General features: G+C 56.6%; 21 protein-coding genes, 1 pseudogene and 1 other annotated feature. Of the genes and pseudogenes, 9 read left to right on the top strand and 13 right to left on the bottom strand.

All coding sequences use genetic code 11. From position 1 onward, the window contains the following. Positions 1-6: 6 nt before the first annotated feature. From adk to IM267_RS02920, 7 genes are all read right to left on the bottom strand, one after another. On the bottom strand, positions 7-651 hold the full coding sequence (gene adk, locus IM267_RS02950; RefSeq protein WP_006809841.1) for an adenylate kinase: 645 nt from the start codon (positions 649-651) through the stop codon (positions 7-9). A gap of 195 nt (positions 652-846) precedes the next feature. Further along, on the bottom strand, positions 847-2,721 hold the full coding sequence (gene htpG / locus IM267_RS02945) for a molecular chaperone HtpG (protein ID WP_112791912.1): 1,875 nt from the start codon (positions 2,719-2,721) through the stop codon (positions 847-849). A 110-nt stretch (positions 2,722-2,831) separates the two neighbouring features. Next, positions 2,832-3,437 (bottom strand): recombination mediator RecR, encoded by a 606-nt coding sequence (gene recR / locus IM267_RS02940; RefSeq protein ID WP_006809843.1) that lies wholly within the window; start codon positions 3,435-3,437, stop codon positions 2,832-2,834. Beyond that, positions 3,437-3,769, bottom strand: coding sequence for a YbaB/EbfC family nucleoid-associated protein (locus IM267_RS02935; protein ID WP_003858972.1), 333 nt, complete (start codon positions 3,767-3,769; stop codon positions 3,437-3,439). The genes recR and IM267_RS02935 overlap by 1 nt, the downstream gene beginning before the upstream one ends. Before the next feature lie 53 nt (positions 3,770-3,822). Continuing rightward, positions 3,823-5,751, bottom strand: coding sequence for a DNA polymerase III subunit gamma/tau (gene dnaX / locus IM267_RS02930; RefSeq protein WP_063869016.1), 1,929 nt, complete (start codon positions 5,749-5,751; stop codon positions 3,823-3,825). Then, positions 4,429-4,493 (bottom strand) — a sequence feature (DnaX frameshifting element). It overlaps the preceding gene by 65 nt. Positions 5,752-5,839: 88 nt before the next feature. After that, positions 5,840-6,391 (bottom strand): adenine phosphoribosyltransferase, encoded by a 552-nt coding sequence (apt, locus tag IM267_RS02925; protein WP_193032665.1) that lies wholly within the window; start codon positions 6,389-6,391, stop codon positions 5,840-5,842. Between the two features lie 151 nt (positions 6,392-6,542). Then, positions 6,543-6,920, bottom strand: a complete 378-nt coding sequence (locus tag IM267_RS02920) for a DUF454 family protein (RefSeq protein WP_063451660.1) — start codon at positions 6,918-6,920, stop codon at positions 6,543-6,545. Between the two features lie 50 nt (positions 6,921-6,970). On the opposite strand from IM267_RS02920, the gene priC reads away from it, so the two are divergent. Further along, the gene (gene priC / locus IM267_RS02915; RefSeq protein WP_064910894.1) at positions 6,971-7,498 is read left to right on the top strand and encodes a primosomal replication protein N''; all 528 of its coding nucleotides are present in this window, start codon (positions 6,971-6,973) and stop codon (positions 7,496-7,498) included. A gap of 14 nt (positions 7,499-7,512) precedes the next feature. Beyond that, positions 7,513-7,699, top strand: a pseudogene (rsmS, locus tag IM267_RS02910) (pleiotropic regulatory protein RsmS). 1 nt (position 7,700) lies between these two features. Here rsmS and mscK read toward each other — a convergent pair. Both mscK and acrR read right to left on the bottom strand, forming a co-directional pair. Continuing rightward, a complete protein-coding gene (gene mscK / locus IM267_RS02905) occupies positions 7,701-11,048 on the bottom strand; it encodes a mechanosensitive channel MscK (protein ID WP_063869022.1) in 3,348 nt (1,115 codons plus the stop codon). Positions 11,049-11,161: 113 nt separating this feature from the next. Next, positions 11,162-11,815: a multidrug efflux transporter transcriptional repressor AcrR gene (acrR, locus tag IM267_RS02900; RefSeq protein ID WP_063451664.1), complete on the bottom strand. Its 654-nt coding sequence runs from the start codon at positions 11,813-11,815 to the stop codon at positions 11,162-11,164. 141 nt (positions 11,816-11,956) lie between these two features. Here acrR and acrA point away from each other — a divergent pair, with 141 nt between their 5' ends. The 6 genes from acrA to IM267_RS02870 all read left to right on the top strand — a co-directional run bounded on the left by acrA (position 11,957) and on the right by IM267_RS02870 (position 18,791). Beyond that, positions 11,957-13,150 carry a multidrug efflux RND transporter periplasmic adaptor subunit AcrA gene (gene acrA, locus IM267_RS02895; RefSeq protein WP_063451665.1) on the top strand — a complete coding sequence of 398 codons (1,194 nt, stop codon included), beginning with the start codon at positions 11,957-11,959 and terminating at the stop codon, positions 13,148-13,150. 22 nt (positions 13,151-13,172) lie between these two features. After that, on the top strand, positions 13,173-16,319 hold the full coding sequence (acrB, locus tag IM267_RS02890; RefSeq protein WP_063451666.1) for a multidrug efflux RND transporter permease subunit AcrB: 3,147 nt from the start codon (positions 13,173-13,175) through the stop codon (positions 16,317-16,319). Positions 16,320-16,828: 509 nt separating this feature from the next. After that, positions 16,829-17,203: an Hha toxicity modulator TomB gene (gene tomB, locus IM267_RS02885; RefSeq protein WP_006809850.1), complete on the top strand. Its 375-nt coding sequence runs from the start codon at positions 16,829-16,831 to the stop codon at positions 17,201-17,203. 27 nt (positions 17,204-17,230) lie between these two features. Next, positions 17,231-17,449, top strand: a complete 219-nt coding sequence (locus tag IM267_RS02880; RefSeq protein ID WP_010428174.1) for an HHA domain-containing protein — start codon at positions 17,231-17,233, stop codon at positions 17,447-17,449. Between the two features lie 207 nt (positions 17,450-17,656). Then, on the top strand, positions 17,657-18,208 hold the full coding sequence (gene maa / locus IM267_RS02875; RefSeq protein ID WP_193032663.1) for a maltose O-acetyltransferase: 552 nt from the start codon (positions 17,657-17,659) through the stop codon (positions 18,206-18,208). 115 nt (positions 18,209-18,323) lie between these two features. Continuing rightward, complete coding sequence (locus IM267_RS02870; protein ID WP_063869025.1) at positions 18,324-18,791, top strand: YlaC family protein; 468 nt, start codon at positions 18,324-18,326, stop codon at positions 18,789-18,791. Positions 18,792-18,828: 37 nt separating this feature from the next. Here IM267_RS02870 and ykgO read toward each other — a convergent pair whose 3' ends face one another. Together ykgO and IM267_RS02860 are read right to left on the bottom strand one after the other, a co-directional pair. After that, positions 18,829-18,969, bottom strand: coding sequence for a type B 50S ribosomal protein L36 (gene ykgO / locus IM267_RS02865; protein ID WP_063451669.1), 141 nt, complete (start codon positions 18,967-18,969; stop codon positions 18,829-18,831). Between the two features lie 2 nt (positions 18,970-18,971). Beyond that, entirely contained in the window at positions 18,972-19,232 is a 261-nt protein-coding gene (locus IM267_RS02860; protein ID WP_063451670.1) for a type B 50S ribosomal protein L31, read from the bottom strand. A 225-nt stretch (positions 19,233-19,457) separates the two neighbouring features. Between IM267_RS02860 and IM267_RS02855 the strand changes: the two genes are divergently transcribed. After that, entirely contained in the window at positions 19,458-21,026 is a 1,569-nt protein-coding gene (locus IM267_RS02855) for an EAL domain-containing protein (RefSeq protein ID WP_107534814.1), read from the top strand. A gap of 19 nt (positions 21,027-21,045) precedes the next feature. Here the strand turns inward: IM267_RS02855 and IM267_RS02850 are convergent, their stop codons facing one another. Both IM267_RS02850 and IM267_RS02845 read right to left on the bottom strand, forming a co-directional pair. Next, positions 21,046-24,135: a beta-galactosidase gene (locus IM267_RS02850; protein ID WP_193032662.1), complete on the bottom strand. Its 3,090-nt coding sequence runs from the start codon at positions 24,133-24,135 to the stop codon at positions 21,046-21,048. Positions 24,136-24,238: 103 nt separating this feature from the next. Then, on the bottom strand, positions 24,239-25,309 hold the full coding sequence (locus IM267_RS02845; RefSeq protein ID WP_193032660.1) for a LacI family DNA-binding transcriptional regulator: 1,071 nt from the start codon (positions 25,307-25,309) through the stop codon (positions 24,239-24,241). Positions 25,310-25,348: the final 39 nt, after the last annotated feature.

Genomic DNA, 25,348 nt, shown 5'->3' with positions numbered 1-25,348 from the left:
GTGCGGTTAGCCGAGGATTTTTTCCAGCTCTGCACGTACGTCAGCCACGGCTTTGGTGCCGTCAACTTTTGCGTATTTGGTGTTACCCGCCTGCGCTTCTTTGGTGTAATAGCCGATCAGCGGCGCGGTCATCTGATGGTATTCCACCAGGCGCTTACGCACGGTCTCTTCCTGATCGTCTTTACGGGTGGTCAGCTCTTCGCCGGTCACGTCGTCCTTACCTTCAACCTTCGGCGGGTTGAATTTGATGTGGTAAACGCGGCCAGAGGCAGCGTGTACGCGACGGCCAACGATACGGTCAACGATCAGCTCGTCCGGCACGTCGAACTCCAGCACGTAGTCCACGTTGATGCCCGCTTCTTTCATGGCGTCAGCCTGAGGAATGGTGCGCGGGAAGCCGTCCAGCAGGAAACCGTTGCGGCAGTCTTCCTGAGCAATGCGCTCTTTGACCAGCGCGATAACCAGCTCGTCGGTCACCAGCTTGCCTGCATCCATGATGTCTTTAGCTTGTTTGCCCAGCTCGGAGCCAGATTTAACAGCGGCACGCAGCATGTCACCGGTAGAGATTTGCGGAATACCGTATTTCTCCATGATGAACTGAGCCTGAGTTCCCTTACCCGCGCCCGGAGCGCCAAGCAGAATAATACGCATTGCGAAAATCCCCTCAAATGTCGATTCAATTTTTCAAAAGCGCTAAACAATACCACCAGAACGGGTATCGCTCAAGGAAGGCGGGGAGGCTGAAACGGTTAATGAGGGGAGATAATTTGGGAGAGTGCGGTCTGGTGCCCTCACCCCGGCCCTCTCCCACGGGGAGAGGGAGAAGACCAGGGGAGACGTGGTCAGTTACGCCAGCAGCAGCGCATTCACACGTTTAATGAACAGGTTAGGATCTTCCAGGGTGCCGCGCTCGGCCAGCAGGGACTGATCCAGCAGCAGCTCAACCCACTCGGCGAAGCGGGCTTCGTCCTGAGTATCCGCCGCGCGTTTCACCAGCGGGTGATCCGGATTAAGCTCAAAGATATATTTCACTTCCGGCACGGCCTGGCCCGCCGCAGCGAACAGTTTCGCCATCTGGGTGCTCATTTCGTCCGCATCGGTGGTGACAATCGCCGGAGTATCGGTCAGACGGTGCGTGAGGCGCACCTCTTTCACGCGGTCGCCCAGCAGGGTTTTCACGCGCTCAACGAACGGCTCCAGCGCCTTCTCGGCTTCTTTCGCGCTTTCGTCCACTTCATCCGCCAGCTTGTCGATGGACTCGTCGGCTTTGGCAACGGACTGGAACGCCTTACCGTCGAACTCGGTCAGGTAGTTCATCATCCACTCGTCGATGCGGTCAGACAGCAGCAGCACTTCGATGCCTTTCTTACGCAGCAGCTCCAGGTGCGGGCTGCTCTTCGCTGCCGCATAGCTGTCGGCGGTGATGTAGTAGATCTTCTCCTGCCCTTCCTTCATGCGGGAGACGTACTCTTCCAGCGACACGGTCTGTGCGGAGGAGTCGGTGTGCGTAGAGGCGAAGCGCAGCAGCTTAGCGATAGCTTCCACGTTCGCGGTGTCTTCCGCCGGACCTTCTTTCAGCACCAGGCCGAACTGTTTCCAGAAGGTCTGGTATTTTTCCGCGTCGTCTTTCGCCAGTTTTTCCAGCATCTGCAACGCACGTTTGGTCAGGGCGTTACGCAGATTACGGGTGACGGTGCTGTCCTGGAGAATTTCTCGGGAGACGTTCAGCGGCAGATCGTTGGAGTCTATCAGGCCACGAACAAAGCGCAGATAGTTCGGCATGAACTGCTCGGCGTCGTCCATGATGAAGACGCGCTGCACGTACAGCTTCAGGCCGTGCTTGTGATCGCGGTTCCACATGTCCCACGGTGCCTGCGCCGGAATGTACAGCAGGCTGGTGTACTCCTGCTTCCCTTCCACGCGGTTGTGGCTCCAGGTCAGCGGGTCGGTAAAGTCGTGGGCGATGTGCTTATAAAACTCGTTGTACTCGTCGTCTTTGATTTCAGCCTTGTTACGCGTCCACAGCGCCTGCGCCTTGTTGATTTTCTCCCAGGAAACCACGGTTTCACCGTCTTTCTCTTCCTGTTTTTCAATCTCTACCGGCAGCGCGATGTGGTCGGAATATTTGCTGATGATGGAGCGTACGCGCCAGTCGTTCAGGAAATCATCTTCGCCTTCGCGCAGGTGGAGGGTGATTTCGGTGCCGCGATCTGCTTTGGTGATGTCATCAACGGTGTATTCGCCTTCCCCTTTGGATTCCCACAGCACGCCGTTCTCGGCGCTGTCGCCCGCCGCGCGGGTGCGCACGGTGACTTTGTCCGCCACGATGAACGCCGAGTAGAAGCCCACGCCGAACTGACCGATCAGCTGGCTGTCTTTCGCCTGGTCAGAGCCCATGGACTCCAGGAACGCTTTGGTGCCGGATTTAGCGATGGTGCCAAGGTGGTCGATCACCTCGTCGCGGTTCATCCCGATGCCGTTATCGGCAATCGTCAGGGTGCGGTTCTCTTTATTGAAAGAGACGCGCACGCGCAGCTCGCCGTCGCCTTCATACAGATCCGGGTTGGACAGCGCACGGAAGCGCAGCTTGTCCGCCGCATCGGAGGCGTTGGAAATCAGCTCACGCAGGAAAATTTCTTTGTTGGAATACAGGGAATGGATCATCAGGTGCAGAAGCTGTTTCACTTCTGACTGGAAACCACGGGTTTCTTGTCCTTTCATCTAAGTCGACCTCAACAATGCCATTTAATGGGGTTGTAAAACGTTGAGTGAGAGATGGGGATAAGGGGGGAAATTTTCAAGCGGAGGCCGCGCACGCAGCCTCCGTTTGGTCAGAAAATAATCTTGTGACGTCCGGCCAGAGAGTGCGACAGCGTGGTGCCGTCGACCATCTCCAGCTCGCCGCCGACCGGCACGCCGTGGGCGATGCGGCTGGCGTCAACGCCGTACTGCGCGCACAGCTCGGCGATATAGTTGGCGGTTGCCTCCCCTTCCACCGTGGGGTTGGTGGCGAGGATCACCTCTTTGATCGTCTCGGACTCAAGACGCTGTTCAAGGCGATCGAGACCGATATCGTCCGGGCCAATGCCGTCCAGCGGGGAGAGGTGCCCCATCAGCACGAAATAGCGGCCGGAGAACTGCCCGGTTTGTTCGATGGCGTAGATGTCCGCCGGACTCTCCACCACGCAAATCTGGCCGTTTTCCTGACGACGCGGGTTCGTGCAGATGTTACAGACGTCCTGCTCGGTAAAGGTCCGGCAATCCGCACAGTGACCAATTTCTGACATGGCGCGGGTCAAAGCCTGCGCCAGGCGCATCCCGCCGCTGCGGTCGCGCTGCAATAGCGTAAACGCCATACGCTGCGCCGACTTCGGGCCAACGCCCGGCAGGCAGCGCAGTGCTTCCATTAACTGCGTGAGCAGCGGACTGGTTTGCATCAGAACGGCATCTTAAAGCCCGGCGGCAGCTGCATACCGCTGGAAACAGAGGCCATTTTCTCTTTCTGGGTTTCGTCGATACGGCGAGCGGCATCGTTAAACGCGGCTGCAACCAGATCTTCCAGCATCTCTTTGTCGTCTTCGAGCAGGCTCGGGTCGATTTCAACGCGACGGCAGTTATGCGCACCGTTGATGGTCACCTTGACCAGACCGGCACCGGATTCACCCGTGACTTCCAGCTGAGCGATCTCTTCCTGCATCTTCTGCATTTTTTCCTGCATCTGCTGAGCCTGCTTCATCAGGCCACCCAGACCGCCTTTTCCACCAAACATAGGCTTCTCTCTTCTTTCACGTTAAGGATTACAACCGTAAGTCAGACTCACGATCAAAGGGGGCGAATACTCTCTTCATCCAGATCGGCGTCGAAGAACCGGCGCAGGGTCTGGATGTTGTTATCCGCGATAATCGACTCGCGCGCCTGCGCGAGCTTCTCTTCATAAATCGCCTGTCGCCACTCGAGCGGTGTTTTCACCGCCGGATTATCATCTTCAATGATAGTCAATTCAACCGGCATGCCCTGTAAAGCGGCGAGCGCCTCGGCCAGCGCCTTTTGCGCGCCGGGGGAGTTGAGGTGCCGCTGGCCGGGACGCAGGTGCAGACGCACCTGATTGCCTTCCTGCTCTTTCCAGGCGTTCAGCGCGACCTGCTCCACCAGCTTCGGCAGTTGCAGTTTGCTGACCTCAGCGGCCCAGGCGTCGCGCGCGATGGACTCTTCGGCAAGCCTGGCGGAAAGCTCCGGCGTTTTTTCATGCTCCAGCGCCTTTTTCAGCGCTTTCGGCGTGGCGACCACTTCCTTGACCGTCTCAACAACGGTGGTCGCCTTCCAGCGGTAAGCCTCTTCTTTAGCCGGGGCTTTCTGCTCGAGCGCGGACGGTGCAGGGCGCGACTGTACGCGCTCCGTTACCGAAGCCAGTCGTTCAAGCGCGGCGTTGTTCACCGGCCGCGCTCTTCCTGGCGCTGCCGGTTCACTCTTTTTTGGTTTGGTTGCTCCCTGCGCACGCTGCAACTGGCTTCGTGCGGCAAGCACCGAACTGGTGGCATCCGACAGCGGCACGTTTTGCGGCGGCGGCGATGCCGGCTGCGGTGGCACCTGCTGCGGTGACATTACCGCGGTCGGCGCAACCGGCGCAAAGGACTGTCGGGGCGTTTCCGGCTCCGGCAAGGGCATACGCGGATGGAAAGCCAGCGCGCGCAGCAGCGTCATCTCAACGCCCATCCGGCGATCCGGCGCAAACGGCAGCTCTTTGCGGCCAATCAGCAGGGTTTGATAATAAAGCTGCACGTCAGCCGGCGGCACGGTGCGCGCAAGTTCACGCATCCGCTGCTCAATGGTTGCCATGTCCGCGCCAATGGCCGACGGGGACAGTTGCAGCATCGCCACGCGGTGCAGCAGGCTGAGCATCTCGACCAGCAGCGCTTCCCATTCAATGCCACGGGCGGCGGCATCGTTGACGAGCGTCATCACCCGCTCACCGTTGGCGGCGATCATCGCTTCGATAAGCGACAGCGCCTGATCGTCATCCAGCGTGCCGAGCATGGTGCTGACCGCGTCGGTGGAGAGCTTACCGTCACCGCTGGCAATCGCCTGGTCGGTCAGGCTTAGCGCATCGCGCAGGCTGCCGTCCGCCGCACGGGCCAGCAGTTGCAGCGCGCGCGGTTCATGAACAATGTTCTCTTCATCGAGAATATGCTCAAGCTGAGCGCGGATCTGCTCAACGTCCAGCGCCTTCAGATGGAATTGCAGGCAGCGCGACAGGATCGTGACCGGCAGCTTTTGCGGATCGGTGGTTGCCAGCAGGAATTTAACGTGCGCAGGCGGCTCTTCCAGCGTTTTCAGCAGGGCGTTGAAGCTGTGGCGCGACAGCATGTGCACTTCATCGATCAGATAGACCTTGAAGCGGCCGCGCGCCGGGGCGTACTGCACGTTGTCGAGCAGATCGCGGGTGTCTTCCACCTTGGTGCGCGAGGCGGCGTCGATCTCGATCAGATCGACAAAACGCCCCTGCTCGATCTCGCGGCAGTTGTCACACACGCCGCACGGGGTGGCGGTGATCCCGGTTTCGCAGTTCAGACCTTTTGCCAGCAGACGGGCAATAGAGGTTTTACCGACGCCGCGGGTGCCGGAAAAAAGATAGGCGTGATGGATGCGACCTAGCGACAAGCCGTTCGCCAGGGCCGTCAGCACATGTTCCTGACCGACAACGTCAGCAAAGGTTTGTGGTCGCCATTTACGGGCTAACACCTGATAACTCATGGGCAGGCTCTGCAACGCTGGAAGGTGAATTAATGGAGGGGAATGCTATCACAACCTCACCCATTGAGCGAGGTTGTGAGATACGGGATTAATGACCCGGGAAAGGCACCAGGCTGTAGCTGGTAATACCCTGTTTTACCAGGCGCTGCTCGCCGCCGAGATCGAACAGGTTGATGATGAATGCCGCGTCGGTCACTTCACCACCCAGACGACGGATCAGCTTGACGGTCGCTTCAATGGTGCCGCCGGTGGCCAGCAGATCGTCCACCACCAGCACTTTGTCGCCGGGCTTGATGGCATCAACGTGAATTTCCAGCTGATCGGTACCGTATTCCAGCTCATAGCTCTCGGCGATGGTTTCACGCGGCAGTTTGCGCGGCTTACGCACCGGCACAAAACCCACGCCCATCGCCAGCGCAACCGGTGCGCCAAACAGGAAGCCGCGGGCTTCAGTACCTACTACTTTGGTGATCCCGGCGTTTTTATAACGCTCGACCAGCAGTTCAATGCTGAGCGCGTACGCTTTCGGGTCTTCCAGCAAGCTGGTGACATCACGGAAAAGAATGCCAGGCTTTGGATAGTCCTGGATACTTTTGATGCTATTTTTCAGATATTCAAGCTGCTGTGCAGTTGCGGTCATCGGTTTGTGCCTAAATGAAACAGTGTTACTCACGGCGCGCGACGAGTCGGTCAAAGTAACAGTTGTTTAACCTTTGACCAGGCGCACCTGTGCTCGAAAACGGTCGAATTTACTGGCTGCGCGCCATAATTGCAACCGCCATGATGAGGCTTCAGTGCTTTTGTTGCTTTTCATCAACCACGGGGATCCGCCACATGAAGATCAGCAGGCAGGCCAGGATCGCCAGCAGCAGAATACGCACCCACATCATTTTCACCAGCCATAACGAAACGGCGAAGGTGATCAGGATAAAGGCAATGGCGCGCGGCTTGGCCCCAGGCGGCATGGCCCGGTGTTTTTGCCAGTAGCGCAGGTAGCCGCCAAACCACGAGCGGTACAGGAGCCAGTGGTGAAAACGCGGCGACGAGCGGGCGAAGCACCAGGCGGCCAACAGGATGAACGGCGTGGTCGGCAGCAAGGGCAAAACCACACCTAGCGTACCCAGCACTACCGCGAGCCAGCCAATGATGATTAAAATAGTACGCTGCATAATGCGAATCGTTATCAAACTGAACGGCTACTTTACCACTGGAGAGCGCATTGAAAACAGCACTGCTTCTTGAGAAGCTGCAAAATCAGCTGATCGCTCTGCGGGCGCAGGCCACGCCGCTAATGGGACACGCCACGCTGAAACCGCGCTTTGACCGGCAGCTTTTCCGCACCCGCAGCACTCTCATTCAGGATTACCTTGCTGAGATGCAGACCAACCTCGATGAGCTTCGCCACGCGGTTGAGCATGAACAGCAGGAACAGGTGGCGTGGCTTGCAGCGCATCTTACCGAGCAGATCACCGCCCTGCACCGCGAACTCGCCGCCTGGCCGCTACGGGCGTGGGACAGCGCCTCGCCTGGGCTGGGAAAATGGCAGCGCAAGCGGCTGGAGACCCAGGAGTTTGAGCGGCGTCTGTTTGAGATGAAGCGCGAGCGTGAAGCCCGCCTGAACAACAGCGAAACGCTGGAAGAGCAGCAGCTTTTAATGCGTGAAATCAGCGCGCTGGAAGGCCGTATCGTCCGCTGCCGTCAGGCGCTGGACGACATTGAGCGCGTCATTGAACGCCTGACCCGTTAACAGGAGCCACACTGATGTCACTGGAAAATGCCCCCGACGAGGTCAAGCTGGCCGTCGATTTAATTATGCTGCTGGAGAATCATGAGATCCCGGCGGAGACGGTGCTGAAGGCGCTGGAGATTGTGCGGCGAGATTTTGAAGGAAAGGTGAAGGCCGGTTGCCCTCACCCTGGCCCTCTCCCTTGAGGGAGAGGGAAAATAGTTTAGGCGGGAGTCGGATCGTCACCCTTAATCTCGCGCTTCACTTCCGTATGCTCGTCACCTTTCTCGTTGCGCAGGTGCACCTCAAGCTGGTTGAAGGCGATATTGATGTTGTTTTCACGGCACAGGCGGTCGATGGTGCGGTTCAGCTCGTCGACGGTGTAGCTGCGATCGCGCAGTTCACGCACGTATAACCGCAGCTCATGATCCAGCGTGCTCGGCCCAAACGTGGTGAAAAATACGTCAGGGGCAGGATCGTGCATCACTTTCGGGTGCGAGTTAGCCGCTTTCAGCAACACCTCTTTGACCTTATCCAGATCTGAGCCGTAGGCCACCCCAAGGCGGATCACTACGCGGGTGGTGGTGTCGGAGAGCGACCAGTTGATCAGTCGCTCGGTCACGAAGGCTTTGTTCGGGATGATCACCTCTTTACGATCGAAGTCAGTGATGGTGGTCGCACGGATACGGATCTTGCTGACGGTCCCGGAGAAGGTGCCGATGGTGACGGTATCGCCGATACGCACCGGACGTTCGAACAGGATAATCAGGCCAGAGACAAAGTTACCGAAGATCTCCTGCAAGCCGAAGCCCAGACCCACCGACAGCGCCGCCGCCAGCCACTGAAGCTTATCCCACGAGACGCCCAGCGAGCCGAATACCGTCATCGCCCCGACAATAATAATGACGTAGTTCAGGATGGTGGTAATGGCATACGACGCCCCCTGACGCAGGTTCAGCCTTGAGAGCACCAGCACTTCCAGCAGGCCAGGCAGGTTGCGAATCAACGCCCAGGCAACCACTGACGACACCAGCGCAAAGAGCAGGCTGCCCATGGTGACGCTTTTCATTACCGCAGCGCCCGCTTCGGTGCCGTTGTATTGCCAGAGGGTGATACTGTCGAGGTAGGCGAAAACGGTAATGAGATCAGACCAGATGGCCCAGAACATCACCGCAAACAGCGCAATCATCACCAGCATGGTAATACGCATCGTTTGCTGGTTGACCTGCTCCAGGGCAATGGTCGGCTCTTCCTGCGGCTCAGCCCCTTCAGCCCCCTCTTTAACCTGATGCTGTCGACGGGCAACAGCACGACGATAAGCGATGCGGCGCGCCGCCACGCTCAAACCGCGCAGCACGGTCTGGAACAGCAGGTTCCACACAATCACCAGGTAAACCGTTTCAATCCAGCGGCCTGACAGACGAAGCGTGGTATAGAAGTAACCCGTTGCCGTCAGCACCATCAGCGCCAGCGGAATGAACGCCAGCACCGTTACGGTAACCAGACGAAGATTGTGGGACTCTTTATCACGCCAGCTGTCGCGGCACATCGGCCACATCAGGACGGCAATCAGCAGCAGGTTCAGCATAATCACCAGTTGTCCGAGCACGTCATCCATCAGATGCAGCGGAGAAAGCTCGGCCACAACGGACCAGAAGTGCAGCGGCAGCAGCGCGAGGCTGATGCGCACAATCTGGCGACGCCAGTGGCTGGTAAGTTTCTCCGGCATGTTGAAGTGGCGGACGGCGACGCCATCTTTTTCCAGCACTTTCCAGCACAGGCCAAACACCAGCCAGAACAGCGCCAGCTTTTTACTGAACGCCCACAGCAGGTCGCTGATATTGAGCTGCATGGTCAGCAGGATCAGGCCGACGGCGAGGATCAGCAGGCAAACCGGCAGCGCGCGGATCAGATCGATCAGGATCGCTTTCGGCGTGTGCAGCTGGCTGTCGTTACGCAGTTGCCCCACTTCCGAGGCCAGCTTCGCCTGATACTGTTTCAGCCATTTCAAACGCCAGCGGATCACGCCGGCGATGAGCAGCAAAGGCAGGCCCGCCAGGAAGGCAATCATTACCGCAGGCCAGGCTTTCTCCCAGTTCACGGTAATTTTCATGCTTTTGATCTGGGATTTCAGCGTTTCAGGGAAAGATTTAAACCAGTCCCAGTCCATGGGTTTGTTGCTGTTCACCCAGAAAATCTGCTGGGTCAGGATCTCCTGTAGGCTTTTAGATACGCTCATCAGCTGCTGCTGGTTGATTTGCAGGTTAATCGCCATCATCAGCTGGTTGCCCAGTTGCTTATTAAGCTGATCGAGCAGTTCGCGGCGCATATCCACCACCTGCAACAGCGCGTCGTGAACTTCACCGTTCACTTCACTTGAATGGCCCTCTTCCACTTTGGCAACAAACGTGTCGCTCTGGAACAGGGCATCGCGCTGCTGGTTAACGTCAAACTGTTCAAGACGCAAATCCGCAATGCGGTTGGTCATGTCCTCCAGCTCGTCGGCGGATGGCAGCGTCTGCTGCTGCTGGTAAAGAATGCGCGACAGCAGCAGGCTGCCCTTCAGGACGGCAATCTGCTCTTTGATATTACGCTCGGCCTGCAAAGCGCGATCCAGCCAGTTTTTGACTTTAATATTCTGCTGCACCAGCGCGCTGCCGCTTTCAGTTGCCTGAATCAGGCGTTCGCTCAGCTGGTGGTTAATCTCCAGCTCCTGCTTCACCAGCGGATTGGCCTGGATGCGCGCCGTTTCGTCTGGCGAGACCGCTTCCTGCGCCGTTTTTTCGGTCAGCGTCAGGCGCTTGCTGTTCACCGCTTCCTGCAACAGCTGAAGCTGATGCTCGAGCCGGTTGATGTTCGCGTTCACGTAGTCACGCTGTTTTTGCAGCGCATCCTGCAACACCGTGTTGCCTTCCAGACTCTTACGCTGCTGTTCAATCTCCGCGTTCAGCAGTGTCTGCTGAATGTTCAGCAGCGTTTGCTGGCTCGGACGAAGCGCCCCTTCCCCCACGGTGATGCCATTCAGACGGTTACGTATCTGCTGGAGCTGTTGCGATGCGGAATACATAGCGTTCTGCACGCGCTCAGGCTGGGTTTGCAGTGAAACCAGCTGGCTGTTGTAGGTCGAGAGATCGGACTGCGCCGTTTGCAGATCGTCCAGCAGCTGCGCCACGCGCGACTCAAGCTGGCGCAACGACAGGGTGGCGAGCGTTTTCCGGGTTTCATCATCGTTATCAACGTCGCTGAGCGCGTTCAGCGCCTCCGTTGCTTTACGCATGTTCTCCGGTGCCTGAGCAACCTTCTGCCGTAGCTGGGCCGTTTCGGCTTTGATGCGATCGATCTTATCCAGCGTTTCCAGGGTTTCCGTCAGGTCCTGCTGAACGAGCTTTTCCTGAGCGGAGAGATCTTTCTGTTTATTCAGGGTGTCGAGTTGCGACTGAACCTCGGCACGCGTCGGAACGTCACTGCCGTTGTCTGCACGGGCCCAGGAATGCGGTGCGGCTGCAAAGAAAAACAGCAGGATCAAAAAAACGGCCAGAACAGAATGTGTCGAGCGATAGGTGTGCAGCATAGTCGTGAATGTGATCTGAGAAATGACCGAAAATAGTCGGGCGTGAAGAATATCACGCCCGCCTGAAGCAGAATAGCGGGAAGGTTATCCTCTAAGACATTTCCTGGACAGGTTCAGGCAGTCAGCGGCGGTTCCTCACTGCGGAGAGTCGGACAAAGCTGGCACATCTCAAGGAAGATCGCGACGTAGCTGCGCGCCTCTGCTTTCAAATCAAACGACTGCGGGGCAAAAAGCCAGTTTTCCATCAGGCCGGAAATATAGCTGCGCATCAGGATCGCCGCCCGGCGCGTTAACAGCGTGGCGGGAAGCATGTCGGCCTGCATACATTCCTTAAGAACCTGCTCGATGCGATCGTAGCTTTCCAGACACAGGTCGCGCTGTGCCTGCTGAACCACCGCCATTTCGCCAACGAATTCACATTTATGGAAAATGATTTCCATCATCAAACGTCGGCGTTCTTCCACAACGGTCGCTTCAAGGATATATACTAATATTTCTCTTAATACTGAGAGTGGATCGTGAGGGAATTTTGCCCGATACTCAGTCTCAAGATCGCTAATGCTGGACTCTGAAAGCTCCCAGATTTCACCAAACAGATCTGACTTGTCTTTAAAATGCCAGTAAATCGCTCCCCGCGTGACGCCCGCGGCCTGAGCAATCTGCGCCAGCGAGGTTGCCGAAACACCCTGCTGTGAGAACAAACGCATTGCCACATCCAGAATGTGTTGTCGGGTTTCCAGCGCTTGTTGTTTGGTTTTTCGTGCCATACGTTGATGAATTTACAGGAGTCAGATTTACATACATTTATGAATGTATGTACCATAGCATGACGATAATATAAACGCAGCAATGGGTTTTTAGACTCAGGACCCTTGATCAATTTGAAATCGGACACTCGAGGTTTACATATGAACAAAAACAGAGGGTTAACGCCTCTGGCGGTCGTTCTGATGCTCTCAGGCAGCTTAGCGCTTACAGGATGTGACGACAAAGAGGCTCAACAAGGAGCTCAGCAGGTGCCAGAAGTTGGCGTGGTGACGCTCAAATCCGAACCTCTCCAGATGACAACAGAACTACCGGGCCGCACCAGCGCCTACCGCATTGCGGAAGTGCGTCCGCAGGTGAGCGGTATCATCCTGAAACGTAACTTCACCGAAGGCGGTGATGTCAAAGCAGGTGAGTCTCTGTATCAGATTGATCCAGCAACCTACCAGGCGTCTTATGAGAGCGCTAAAGGCGATCTGGCGAAAGCAGAAGCGGCAGCCAAAATTTCGCAGCTGACGTTGAATCGTTACAAGAAACTGCTCGGCACGCAGTACATCAGCCAACAGGATTATGATTCTGCCCTGGCCGATGCGCAGCAAGCCAACGCGGCCGTTGTGGCGGCGAAAGCGGCGGTAGAAACCGCGCGTATCAACCTGGCCTACACCAAAGTGACCTCCCCTATCAGCGGTCGCATTGGTAAATCTGCCGTCACCGAAGGTGCGCTGGTGCAGAACGGTCAGACCAACGCGCTGGCCACCGTGCAGCAGCTTGACCCGATCTACGTTGACGTTACCCAGTCCAGCAACGATTTCCTGCGTCTCAAACAGGAGCTGGCCAGCGGTCAACTGAAACAGGAAAACGGTAAAGCCAAGGTTGAACTGGTTACCAATGACGGTATCGAGTTCTCGCAGACCGGTACACTGGAATTTTCTGATGTGACCGTCGATCAGACCACCGGCTCAATCACCATCCGGGCCATTTTCCCGAATCCGGATAAAACGCTGCTGCCGGGTATGTTCGTACGCGCGCGTCTGGAAGAAGGGACGAACCCAACCGCCATTCTGGTTCCTCAGCAGGGTGTGACCCGTACGCCACGCGGCGATGCGAGCGCGCTGGTTGTGGGTGCCGATAACAAAGTCGAAACGCGCAATATCACCGCAACGCAGGCGATTGGCGACAAGTGGCTGGTAACGAAAGGTCTGAAAGATGGCGATCGCGTGATTGTAACCGGTTTGCAAAAAGTTCGTCCTGGCGCGCAGGTCAAAGCTCAGGAAGTGAAATCTGACGACAAACAACAAGCGTCCGCCGCTGGCCAGTCAGAACAAACCAAGTCTTAACTTAAACAGGAGCCGTTAAGACATGCCTAATTTCTTTATCGATCGCCCCATATTTGCGTGGGTGATCGCCATTATCATCATGCTGGCCGGGGGACTTGCGATCCTGAAGCTGCCTGTTGCGCAATATCCAACGATTGCGCCACCGGCAGTAACGATCTCCGCAACCTACCCGGGCGCTGATGCGAAAACGGTGCAGGATACCGTTACGCAGGTTATCGAACAGAACATGAACGGTATCGATAACCTGATGTACATGTCCTCAAACAGTGACTCAACCGGTACGGTTCAGATCACCCTGACCTTTGAATCCGGTACGGATGCGGACATTGCGCAGGTTCAGGTGCAGAACAAATTGCAGCTGGCGATGCCCCTGCTCCCGCAGGAAGTGCAACAGCAGGGCGTGAGCGTCGAGAAATCGTCCAGTAGCTTCCTGATGGTTGTCGGCGTGATCAACACCAACGGCACCATGACGCAGGAGGATATTTCCGACTACGTGGGCGCCAACATGAAGGATGCCATCAGCCGTACGTCCGGTGTGGGTGACGTTCAGCTGTTCGGTTCTCAGTACGCGATGCGTATCTGGATGGATCCGAATAAGCTGAACAACTTCCAGCTGACGCCGGTTGACGTGATCAACGCCATCAAAGCGCAGAACGCCCAGGTTGCAGCCGGTCAGTTAGGCGGTACGCCGCCGGTGAAAGGCCAGCAGCTTAACGCGTCTATCATCGCGCAAACGCGTCTGACCTCTGCGGATGAGTTCAGCAAAATTCTGCTGAAGGTGAATCAGGACGGTTCTCAGGTTCGCCTGCGTGACGTGGCGAAAGTGGAGCTGGGCGGCGAGAACTACGACGTTATCGCGAAGTTCAACGGCAAGCCGGCATCTGGTCTGGGTATCAAACTGGCGACCGGCGCGAACGCCCTGGACACCGCGACGGCTATCCGTGCAGAGCTGAAGAAGATGGAACCGTTCTTCCCGTCAGGTCTGAAAATCGTTTACCCGTATGACACGACGCCGTTCGTAAAAATTTCGATTCACGAAGTGGTAAAAACCCTGGTTGAGGCGATCATCCTCGTCTTCCTGGTTATGTACCTGTTCCTGCAAAACTTCCGCGCGACGCTGATCCCAACCATCGCCGTACCGGTTGTATTGCTCGGGACCTTCGCGGTTCTGGCGATATTTGGCTACTCGATAAACACCCTGACGATGTTCGGGATGGTGCTCGCCATCGGCCTGCTGGTGGATGACGCCATCGTAGTGGTCGAAAACGTCGAGCGTGTGATGGCGGAAGAAGGCCTGCCGCCGAAGGAAGCGACCCGTAAATCGATGGGTCAGATCCAGGGCGCGCTGGTCGGTATCGCGATGGTACTGTCTGCGGTGTTTATCCCGATGGCCTTCTTCGGTGGCTCAACGGGTGCGATTTACCGTCAGTTCTCCATCACCATCGTGTCAGCGATGGCGCTGTCGGTGCTGGTTGCGCTGATCCTGACGCCAGCCCTGTGTGCGACGATGCTGAAGCCAATTCAGAAAGGCGGTCACGGCGAGCACAAAGGGTTCTTCGGCTGGTTTAACCGCATGTTTGATAAGAGCACGCACCACTACACCGACAGCGTGGGGAACATTCTGCGCAGCACCGGTCGTTACCTGCTGCTCTACATCATCATCGTGGTAGGGATGGCCTTCCTGTTCGTTCGTCTGCCAAGCTCGTTCCTGCCAGATGAAGACCAGGGCGTGTTCCTGAGTATGGCTCAGCTTCCGGCCGGTGCGACGCAAGAGCGTACGCAGAAAGTGCTGGATGAGATGACCGACTATTTCCTGACCAAAGAGAAAGACAACGTCGAATCCGTGTTTGCGGTTAACGGCTTTGGCTTCGCGGGTCGTGGTCAGAACACCGGTATTGCCTTCGTTTCCCTGAAAGACTGGTCTGAACGTCCGGGCGACGAGAACAAAGTTGAAGCGATTACCGGCCGTGCAATGGCTACCTTCTCGCAGATTAAAGACGCTATGGTCTTCGCCTTTAACCTGCCCGCGATCGTGGAACTGGGTACGGCGACCGGCTTCGACTTCCAGCTGATTGACCAGGGCGGTCTGGGCCACGAAAAACTGACTCAGGCGCGTAACCAGCTGTTTGGCGAGGTGGCAAAACACCCTGACCTACTGGTGGGCGTGCGTCCTAACGGTCTGGAAGATACGCCGCAGTACAAAATCGATATCGACCAGGAAAAAGCGCAGGCGCTGGGTGTGTCCATCAGCGACATCAATACCACGCTGGGTGCAGCCTGGGGCGGTAGCTACGTCAACGACTTCATCGACCGCGGTCGCGTGAAGAAAGTGTACGTCATGTCCGAAGCGCAGTACCGCATGCTGCCGAACGATATCAACAACTGGTACGTTCGCGGTAGCGATGGCCAGATGGTGCCGTTCTCATCCTTCTCAACCTCGCACTGGGAATACGGTTCGCCGCGTCTGGAGCGTTATAACGGTCTGCCGTCGATGGAAATCCTCGGTCAGGCAGCGCCAGGTCGAAGCACCGGTGAAGCCATGAACCTGATGGAAGAGCTGGCCAGCAAACTGCCTGCGGGTATTGGCTACGACTGGACCGGCATGTCCTATCAGGAACGTCTGTCCGGTAACCAGGCCCCTGCCCTGTACGCCATTTCACTGATTGTGGTGTTCCTGTGTCTGGCGGCACTGTACGAGAGCTGGTCGATTCCGTTCTCCGTTATGCTGGTGGTTCCGCTGGGGGTTATCGGTGCGCTGCTTGCTGCAACGTTCCGTGGGCTGACCAACGACGTATACTTCCAGGTGGGCCTGCTGACAACCATTGGCTTGTCGGCGAAGAACGCGATACTTATCGTCGAATTCGCCAAAGATCTGATGGAGAAAGAAGGTAAAGGCCTGATTGAAGCTACGCTGGAAGCGGTTCGTATGCGTCTGCGTCCAATCCTGATGACGTCCCTGGCGTTTATCCTGGGCGTTATGCCGCTGGTTATCAGTTCAGGTGCAGGCTCCGGCGCGCAGAACGCGGTAGGTACAGGCGTTATGGGCGGTATGGTCACCGCGACGGTGCTTGCGATCTTCTTCGTGCCGGTGTTCTTTGTGGTGGTTCGTCGCCGCTTCAGCCGTAAGAATGAAGATGTTGAGCACAATCATTCGGTAGAACATCACTGATACCGGTTTCACATGATAAAAAGGCCGCATTTGCGGCCTTTTTCATTTTCTGAAAAGATCATAAAATAGACCTATTGTCGTTCTATTTATTTTCTTCTTTTTTATAAGGCCTGGCATAATAGGCCGAAAATCAATACGAAGAACTCAGCATTCTTTTATTATCATTTCGCGGCGTAAATTATTCGGACTATTCCTAACTTAAAGAAAATATCTGAGATATCTGGTTCCGGACTTCACATCAAACTTTGCGCTAACTCAATGAATTTTAAGGAACCGATAAAAAACTGCGTTTTTTACTGATTAAAGCGTTCCCTGCCAAAGGAACATTTGCGTAAAGGCTCGCACAGTAACGTTTTAATTGTAATTTTTCGTAATAGCGCGATGAAATCTTGATCAGAGTGGCTTATAGTTAGAGTTATCAGGAACACAGCTCCCGTGTAGCTAAGCAAGTTGTATCCATCCCGACATGATGTTCGGTGAGTAAAAAATCACTCAGAAGGGGATGCGCTATGGACGAGTACTCGCCAAAAAGGCATGATATCGCGCAGTTGAAATTTCTCTGCGAATCCTTGTACCATGACTGCCTCGCCAATCTTGAAGAAAGTAACCATGGCTGGGTGAACGATCCAACGTCTGCTATCAATTTACAGCTAAACGAGCTGATTGAGCATATCGCTACCTTCGCACTTAATTATAAAATTAAGTACAATGAAGATAATAAGTTGATAGAGCAAATTGATGAATACCTGGACGACACCTTTATGTTGTTCAGCAGCTACGGCATTAACGCACAGGATTTGCAGAAATGGCGTAAATCAGGAAACCGTCTATTTCGCTGCTTCACGAATGTCAGCAGAGCTAATCCGGTTAGTCTTTCCTGTTAAAATTATTACAATTACTAAGGTGAATTTATGTCTGATAAACCATTAACTAAAGTCGATTATTTGATGCGCCTGCGACGCTGCCAGTCAATTGACACACTCGAGCGGGTTATTGAGAAAAATAAATACGAGCTGTCCGATAATGAACTGGCGGTATTTTATTCAGCTGCCGACCATCGTCTTGCTGAACTGACCATGAATAAACTGTATGACAAGATCCCCACTTCGGTGTGGAAATTTGTTCGTTAATCGTTGAAGAGAGACTGTAAAGGCACTACGCCCGTTGTTAAGCTGAATTTACCTTCGAACTACGCTTCAAGTGCAAACGCCAGGTTCCCGTGTAAAACGTATCTATGCTCAAGAATGTTGTGACTACCGTCACAGCCATTTTTAGGGAACGTTCCCTTTCTGGCTAATCCTCTTTACGCTACGTAAAACGATTCCAGTGAGGTTCCCATGAGTGAAGAAAAACAGAAGATGATTGCATGTGAATATTACCGCCCTGGCGACGACACGTTAAGGGCTGACCGTTTACGCGCGCGTCATCTTATTCATCGCTATAACCATACCGCCCCCGATGAGAAAGCCGAACGACGCGCCTTGTTAGCTGACCTGCTGGGTCAAAGCGAAGGCGCCTATATAGAGCCGAGCTTCCGCTGCGACTACGGCTATAACATCTACCTGGGCAACAACTTTTACGCTAACTTCGACTGCGTTATGCTGGACGTCTGCCCTATCCGCATTGGCGATAACTGTATGCTCGCGCCGGGAGTGCACATCTATACGGCCACGCATCCCCTGGACGCGACCGCGCGTAACAGCGGGCTTGAGTACGGCAAACCGGTCACCATAGGCCACAACGTCTGGATTGGCGGACGGGCGGTCATTAACCCGGGCGTGACCATTGGCGATAATGCGGTTATCGCGTCCGGTGCGGTTGTGACCAAAGACGTGCCGGCCAATGCGGTCGTGGGCGGAAATCCCGCGAAAATCATAAAAATGCTCTAAGGCCCCCTGAGTAACTGTTATGCTTTTTCCCGGCATAACTGTTACTTTCCACGCCTGACCCCCTCTCATAAAATAGGCAGATCACCTGTATTTTCAATATGTATAAAGGCAAAAAATGACAGAGATACAGCGCCTGCTTACCGCCACCATCGACGATCTCAATGCCCGCGAAAAGCGCGACAATCGCCCGCGCTTTAGCATCAGCTTTATCCGTAAACACCCCGGACTGTTCGTTGCGATGTACGCCGCCTGGCTGGCAACGCTTATCGTCATGCTGCGGTCCGAAACGCTGGTCGATTCAGTCTGGCTGCTGGTTGTGCTGTTCGTGGTGTTTAACGCGTTCTTCTTTTTCGACGTTAACCCGCGCTACCGGTATGAAGATATCGACGTGCTAGATTTCCGCGTGTGCTACAACGGCGAGTGGTACAACACGCGCTACGTGCCGCCCGAGCTTATTGACAGCATCATGCGCTCACCTTCAGTCGAGGCCGGGCTTAAAGAGAAGCTGCAAAAAATGGTGGCGAGGAAGGGAGAGCTTTCGTTTTATGACGTTTTCACGCTCTCTCGCCCTGCTAACGGCTAGCAGGGCTGTTGCCTGTGAAGAGGCGCTAAGCATCCGCTTAGCGCCTTTTTTTACGTCCCTGTACGGCCTTAAAGCGCGGATTGGATTTGCAAATAACGTACAGACGCCCTTTGCGCCTGACGATCTGGCAATCCGGATGCCGTTGCTTTGCGCTACGCAGTGAGTTAAGTACCTGCATGGTTAGCCTCGCTTCGCATCAAGAAAGCCGCCAAAACGCTTGCGGAAGCGCGCCGCGCTGCCGTCCGTGGAGAAGGTCTTCTGCTTCCCGGTATAAAACGGATGCGATTTTGATGAGACATCAAGGGTGACGTAAGGATACGTTTCGCCGTCGAGCTCGATTTCCCGGTCCGTCTTGATGGTTGAGCCAACGCGGAAGTATTCATTAGCCGTGGTGTCGTGGAACACAACGGTGCGATAGGCTGGATGGATATTCGGTTTCATATCTGACTCTCGTGTATTGTTATAACATAACAAAATACTAGCCGAGCCTTGCTGTAAAAACAACCCCCAGGACGATCCAGCGCACTTTTGTCTTTTATCCAAAGGCGGATTCAGATACCTGCCTGCGACTTTCGCATGCTATAACTATATCATTTAGCACTAAAATCTTTCTCCTCTGGCGCGCAAACTCACTGCCCTTCATGGGCAAATGGGAAGGAAAACGGCATGCGAACCCGACATCTGGTGAGCCTGGTCACGGGCGTACTGATCATTTCTGTGCTGGTCCCCGTTTGCCTCAGTATCTGGCTGGCGCATCGTCAGGCAGAGGAAAAGTTTGTGGAGGCGCTGGACGGCTATGCCTCGCGCGTCCTGATCCGTACCGACAGAGTTGTCGTGCAGGCTAAACAGGCGCTCACGCACCTACAGTCGTTCAACGCCCCGCCCTGCACTCCCTTGCATTTACGTGAAATGCGCCGGGTCGCGTTCTCCTGGCGCTATGTTCAGGAAGTGATGTATGTCGATAACCTGAAGCCGCTCTGCTCTTCCCTGGAACAGTCGAGTAATACGGAGGCTCTGCCGCCTCCGGTGCGCATCACCGAGGACGGTTACAGCACGTGGCTCACCTCGCAAAACGACCTCGGCATTCACCGCTATATGGTGGTGATCGGGAAAGGGCATTATCTGGTGATGGTCGATCCGGCATCGCTTGTAGATGTCGTTCCGTTCGGCGAAATCTCGATGGATGCCGCCCTGGTGGGCAACACGACACAGCGCATATTTGCCAGAAGTCATGTCCTCGATCCGCATATCCTCTCGATTGTTAAGGATCGGCAGGAGATGACGAGCGTTCAGTACAACGGCTCGATGTACATTCTGAAGCCCGTGCCCGAGCTGGGGTTTACCGTCATTGCCTGGGCCTCGCTGAAGCCGCTGGCGGAAGCCTGGCATCAGCAGCTGCTCATCTGGCTGCCGGCTGGCGTGCTGATTAGCCTGGCGGCGGCCCTGATTGTTCTGCGGATCCTCCGCCGGCTACAGTCTCCGCGTAACCGCCTGATGGACGCGATAAACAACCGGGAGATCCAGGTTCACTATCAGCCCATCGTGGCGCTGTGCAGCGGCAAACTGGTAGGAGCCGAAGCGCTGATGCGCTGGCCGCAGCCGGATGGCAGCAACCTGTCGCCAGACATATTTGTCCCTCTGGCTGAGCAAACGGGGCTGATTTCCCAGTTAACGCTGCTGGCAATCGATAAGATCTTCGACGAGCTGGGCGACTGGCTGCATCATCATCCGGAGCTGCACATTTCCGTTAACCTGGCCCCAGCCGATTTAACGTCCGTGGAGCTGCCGCGCCTGCTGAGCCAGCTGCTGAACAAATGGAAAGTCCACCCGCAGCAGATTGCGCTGGAGTTAACCGAGCGCGGCTTCGCCGATCCCGCCGTCAGCGCCCCGGCCATCGCGGCGTTTCGCCGTGCCGGACACGCCGTCTACATTGACGACTTTGGTACAGGCTACTCCAGCCTGAGCTATCTCCAGGATCTGGATGTCGATACCCTGAAGATCGATAAATCTTTCGTGCACGCGCTGGAGTATAAAAACGTCACCCCGCACATTATCGAAATGGCAAAATCGCTCGAGCTGGCGATGGTGGCGGAAGGCATCGAAACGGAAGGACAGATTGCCTGGCTGCATCGCCACGGCGTGCAGTACGGACAGGGCTGGTACTACAGCAAGGCGCTGCCTGAGGCGGAATTCATTCTCTGGGCCGAGCGTAATCTCAACAGCGGCTCCGCCTGAGCGGAGCCGGTGCTTTTATTCAGCCGTTCTGCTGCCAGCAGAAGGTGTAGCGCAGCTGCCGGTTTTGCAGAAGGAAGTCCGGCGCCACGCTCGGGCTCCAGGAATCATCTCCCCCTACGCCCATCTGGAAGGCGTCCAGGTTCAACCAGCAACCCGGCTCTTTCCGTAGCAGATGCTGATGCGTTGTCTCATGCAGCTGCTGCTGGCTGTAGCGGCTCACGGAGAAATGGAACCGCCCCTGCAACCGATGCGCGCCAAACGCCAGCTCGCGGGTGTCGCAGCGCAGGCCGTTCTCCGTCGGGAAGATATACGGCGTGTGCATGGCTTCCAGCGGAAGCGTCCAGCGCCCCTGCTGCGCCGCCAGCTTTCTGTCCGGATAATTTTCCAGCGGCCCCAGCCCCAGCCAGCGCACGGTTTCCGGGATATCCACCAGCATAACGCTCAGGCCCACGCGAGCAGGCTCGGGAATATTAGACGCTACCGTCACCTGCACGTCACCGTGCAGCGCGCCGCGATCGTCAATCCGCCAGATCTTACGGCTGACAAACAGCGCTTTCCCCCGGGATTCCCAGACGTGCTGCGTGGTCACCACCACCTCACGGGCGTGCTGTTCTGCTTCACACTGGAGAAGGCGCGGCGACATCTCATACATCCCTGCCGCCTTCCAGCGTTCCACCCACGCGTTCGGATCGATGCGGGTCGCCTCGCTGACGCCGATATCATTGTCCAGCGGCGCGCGGGTAAAGTTATCCGTTAGCGGAGAACGGAGCGTTTCAGCCCCCGCGTTCCACCACTGGGTCAGGTTTCCGGTAAGGCGGCTAAACTGCCAGCGCTGCTGCTGATGGACAATCTCCAGCGCCTCGCCGCACGCGGTTAGCTGCGGGGCCGTACCCTCCACATTCGCAGGCGCAACGTACAGCGGAGCCGGGAGCGGCCACTGATCCCAGGCACAACGGTGGCCGGACGGCGACCACGGCGTCTCCTGCGGCTGAACAACTTCCACATTGAGCCAGACCTCACCCCGCTCAGCGGCAAGTTCAGGCAGCGGGATCTCGATGCGTTGCGCCTCCTGGGGCGCGACAGAAAGCGTCATGCCGCCACAAGCCACTACCGCACCGTCACGCGCCACCGACCATTGCAGACGTTCGTTGTCGGTATGACGGAACAGATAATCGCTCTGTACCTCGACGACCAGCGGAGAGGTGCTCACCAGCGTAAAGGTAAAGAACTGCTGGGCACGCTGCGCCTCGAAAAGGGCGGGATGCGGGGTGCGATCGGGGAATACCAGCCCGTTTAGGCAGAACTGACGATCGTTGGGCTTATCGCCAAAATCGCCGCCGTAGGCCCAGAACGCCGCGCCATTTTCCTCTTTTTTGGTTAATGCCTGATCGACCCAGTCCCAGACAAAGCCCCCCTGCAACCGGGGATGGCTGCGGAATGCCTGCCAGTAGCTGGCGAAGCCGCCAAAGCTGTTGCCCATCGCGTGGGCATACTCGCACAGGATCAGCGGACGGGTTTCATCCGGCATGCCGATCCACTTTTTAATCGACCACTTTGGCACCGCCGGGAACGGCTGATCCTGATCGACGCGGGCATACATCGGGCAAATAATATCGGTTGCCGTCGTACAGGCGCCGCCGCCTTCGTACTGCACCGGACGCGTGGGATCGGTGGTTTTCAGCCAGCGGTACAGCGCATCGTGGTTCGCCCCATGACCAGATTCGTTCCCCAAAGACCAGATGATGACTGACGGATGATTCCGGTCCCGCTGCACCATACGCGTTACGCGCTCGCTCATGGCGGGCAGCCAGCGCGGATCGTCCGCCAGGCGGCTCATCGGCACCATGCCATGGGTCTCGATATTCGCCTCATCAACCACGTACAGGCCATAGCGATCGCAAAGCGTGTACCACAGAGGATGGTTCGGATAATGCGAGCAGCGCACGGCGTTGAAGTTATGCTGCTTCATCAGTTCAATGTCGCGGCGCATGGTCGCCCCATCCATCACCTGCCCCTTCTCAGGATGATGTTCGTGACGGTTCACGCCGCGGATCAGCAGCGGCTTGCCGTTGAGCTTCAGCAGACCATTGCTGATTTCGACGCGCCTGAAGCCGACATCGCAGGCTTCGGTCTCCAGCACACTGCCCTGCGTATCACGAAGCGACATCGTCAGACGATAGAGTTCCGGTGTTTCGGCGCTCCACAGCGCGGGATCGTTCACGGGTATCGCAACCTTGAGCCGCTCCGCCCAGCTGCCGCGTTCATCGACGATGGCCGATCCTGGCTGCTGCGTGGTTTGCGCGCAGGCTTCGCCGTTACGCCACAGAGTAAATGCCACCTCACATTCGGCGTAGCGTGAGCCTTCCAGCGCCACGTCAACCCGGAGTATCGCCCGATCGCATTCGGCATTCAGATCGGTCACGACCTGATAATCGGCAATCCGCGTTTCCGGCTTATGCAGCAGCGAAACGTCACGGAAAATGCCGCTCATCCGCCACATGTCCTGATCTTCCAGGTAGCTTCCGTCGCACCAGCGCAACACCATCACCGCCAGGCGGTTCTGCCCCGGTTGCAGCACCGTGCTAAGGTCAAACTCCGCGGGCAGACGACTGTCCTGCGAATAGCCCATCCACTGGCCGTTACACCACAGATGAAAAGCGGAATTGACCCCGTCAAAAATAATGCGGGTCTGTCCGCTGCGTGGCCAGGCGTCATCCACTTCAAATGTGAGCGAGTAACAGCCGGTAGGGTTTTCAGCCGGAACATACGGTGGGTTCACATTTATCGGATAGGTGACGTTGGTATAAATGGGGGTATCAAATCCCTCCATCTGCCAGTTCGACGGCACGGGCATCTCAACGGCGTCAGCAAGATCGTCCGTTACCCAGGCCTCGGGAACCTGCTCTGGCGCGGCGAAAAAGCTGAATTGCCAGACGCCGTTAAGCGAGCGCTTGCTCAGCGAAGGTTTATCCTCCCGGGCGAGAATTTCATCGCGCCAGCTATGAAAAGGCGCGTGTGCGGCCAGACGGTTCCATTGCGTCACGCCGGGGTTTTCCCAGTCACGACGAGCCAGAAGTGCGCTGAGGGTCAGCGGTAATGCAGAAGACATATCAACCTCTTTGCGAAGCGCTCACAATTTTAGTCAACATGCCCTGGTAAACGGTGGCGGTAAAGACTTTGATCGTCACCAGGCGAGCCCGATCACAAAAGCGCTAGCTGCGCGCCAGTTTCTCCGCCAGCAGCGCCAGCGTTCGTAGCTGCTGCGCCAGATCTTCACGATCGGCCTGCTGCGGCGCGTGCGGCGCGGTGGAGTGACGAACGATCAGCGTAACGGGTAGCTGTTTCTGCCAGCGTTCGTCGTGAGGCGTGGGCGCCAGGAGCCACTCCACGCTGCGCTCACCGGCCTCGCGGAACGCCTGCCGAATAGTGGTCAGCGGGGGTGAAAACCATGCGCTGTCGGCCGTATCATCAAATCCGACCACCGAGATCTGACCCGGTACCGCAATCCCTTTTTCCGCACAGGCGCGTATAACGCCGAGCGCCATCTGATCGTTCGCAACGAGGATCGCGTCGGGCAGCGCCGGGCCCGATAAAAGCTGATGCCCTTTCTCGTAGCCGGAAGCCGCGCTCCAGTCGCCCTGCGCTACTGCAAACGCCTCCACGCCGGACTGAGCGAGCGCGGTTTTCCATCCCGCCAGACGCGCCCGGGCAGAGACGGAACTTTCCGGACCGGCGAGCAGCGCAATTCGCCGGTGCCCCAGCGAAAGCAGATGCTCCGCCCCCAGGCCAGCGCCCTGTTCGGCATTGAACACGAGGCTGTTCACCCTGGCTGAGGGGGAAACATCGAGAAAAAGAACCGGGATCGGCGAAGCCATTTCCTGAAGCATTTCTGCCTGTGCATCTTCCAGCGGAACGTTCACCAGCAGCGCCTCCACGCGCTGCGCCAGTAACGCCTGCAAAGCAGCCTGACACTGCGCGGGCTGTTCCACCATAGAGATGAGCACGCTTGCCCCCTGCTCCACTGCCCGGGATTTTACGGCTGAGACGATTTGCGACGGCGCATGCAGCGCCAGATCGGTCGTTATCAACCCGAGCGTGCGGGTGCGTTTCCCGGCCAGCTGCTGCGCGCCACGGTTAGGCACATAGTGTAGCGCCGCCATGGCCTGGCGGACCTTCTCCCGCGTGCGGGCAGAAACGTGTTCCGCGTCGTTAATCACCCGGGAAACGGTCTGATAAGAAACGCCCGCCTCGCGGGCAACGTCATAGAGAGTGATCGCTTTCATACATTCTGGCGTCGCAAAAAGTGTAACCACTATTCTGAC

Source organism: Enterobacter cloacae complex sp. P15RS (genome assembly GCF_014895905.1).
Classification (GTDB): Bacteria; Pseudomonadota; Gammaproteobacteria; order Enterobacterales; family Enterobacteriaceae; genus Enterobacter; species Enterobacter quasihormaechei.
This window is presented reverse-complemented; position numbering and strand designations above follow the sequence as displayed.

What these genes read in the sequence shown, in the direction of transcription:
- adk (WP_006809841.1), bottom strand. Translation starts at nt 651, where the DNA reads ATGCGTATTATTCTGCTTGGCGCTCCGGGCGCGGGTAAGGGAACTCAG.
- htpG (WP_112791912.1), bottom strand. Translation starts at nt 2,721, where the DNA reads ATGAAAGGACAAGAAACCCGTGGTTTCCAGTCAGAAGTGAAACAGCTT.
- recR (WP_006809843.1), bottom strand. Translation starts at nt 3,437, where the DNA reads ATGCAAACCAGTCCGCTGCTCACGCAGTTAATGGAAGCACTGCGCTGC.
- IM267_RS02935 (WP_003858972.1), bottom strand. Translation starts at nt 3,769, where the DNA reads ATGTTTGGTGGAAAAGGCGGTCTGGGTGGCCTGATGAAGCAGGCTCAG.
- dnaX (WP_063869016.1), bottom strand. Translation starts at nt 5,751, where the DNA reads ATGAGTTATCAGGTGTTAGCCCGTAAATGGCGACCACAAACCTTTGCT.
- apt (WP_193032665.1), bottom strand. Translation starts at nt 6,391, where the DNA reads ATGACCGCAACTGCACAGCAGCTTGAATATCTGAAAAATAGCATCAAA.
- IM267_RS02920 (WP_063451660.1), bottom strand. Translation starts at nt 6,920, where the DNA reads ATGCAGCGTACTATTTTAATCATCATTGGCTGGCTCGCGGTAGTGCTG.
- mscK (WP_063869022.1), bottom strand. Translation starts at nt 11,048, where the DNA reads ATGCTGCACACCTATCGCTCGACACATTCTGTTCTGGCCGTTTTTTTG.
- acrR (WP_063451664.1), bottom strand. Translation starts at nt 11,815, where the DNA reads ATGGCACGAAAAACCAAACAACAAGCGCTGGAAACCCGACAACACATT.
- acrA (WP_063451665.1), top strand. Translation starts at nt 11,957, where the DNA reads ATGAACAAAAACAGAGGGTTAACGCCTCTGGCGGTCGTTCTGATGCTC.
- acrB (WP_063451666.1), top strand. Translation starts at nt 13,173, where the DNA reads ATGCCTAATTTCTTTATCGATCGCCCCATATTTGCGTGGGTGATCGCC.
- tomB (WP_006809850.1), top strand. Translation starts at nt 16,829, where the DNA reads ATGGACGAGTACTCGCCAAAAAGGCATGATATCGCGCAGTTGAAATTT.
- IM267_RS02880 (WP_010428174.1), top strand. Translation starts at nt 17,231, where the DNA reads ATGTCTGATAAACCATTAACTAAAGTCGATTATTTGATGCGCCTGCGA.
- maa (WP_193032663.1), top strand. Translation starts at nt 17,657, where the DNA reads ATGAGTGAAGAAAAACAGAAGATGATTGCATGTGAATATTACCGCCCT.
- IM267_RS02870 (WP_063869025.1), top strand. Translation starts at nt 18,324, where the DNA reads ATGACAGAGATACAGCGCCTGCTTACCGCCACCATCGACGATCTCAAT.
- ykgO (WP_063451669.1), bottom strand. Translation starts at nt 18,969, where the DNA reads ATGCAGGTACTTAACTCACTGCGTAGCGCAAAGCAACGGCATCCGGAT.
- IM267_RS02860 (WP_063451670.1), bottom strand. Translation starts at nt 19,232, where the DNA reads ATGAAACCGAATATCCATCCAGCCTATCGCACCGTTGTGTTCCACGAC.
- IM267_RS02855 (WP_107534814.1), top strand. Translation starts at nt 19,458, where the DNA reads ATGCGAACCCGACATCTGGTGAGCCTGGTCACGGGCGTACTGATCATT.
- IM267_RS02850 (WP_193032662.1), bottom strand. Translation starts at nt 24,135, where the DNA reads ATGTCTTCTGCATTACCGCTGACCCTCAGCGCACTTCTGGCTCGTCGT.
- IM267_RS02845 (WP_193032660.1), bottom strand. Translation starts at nt 25,309, where the DNA reads ATGAAAGCGATCACTCTCTATGACGTTGCCCGCGAGGCGGGCGTTTCT.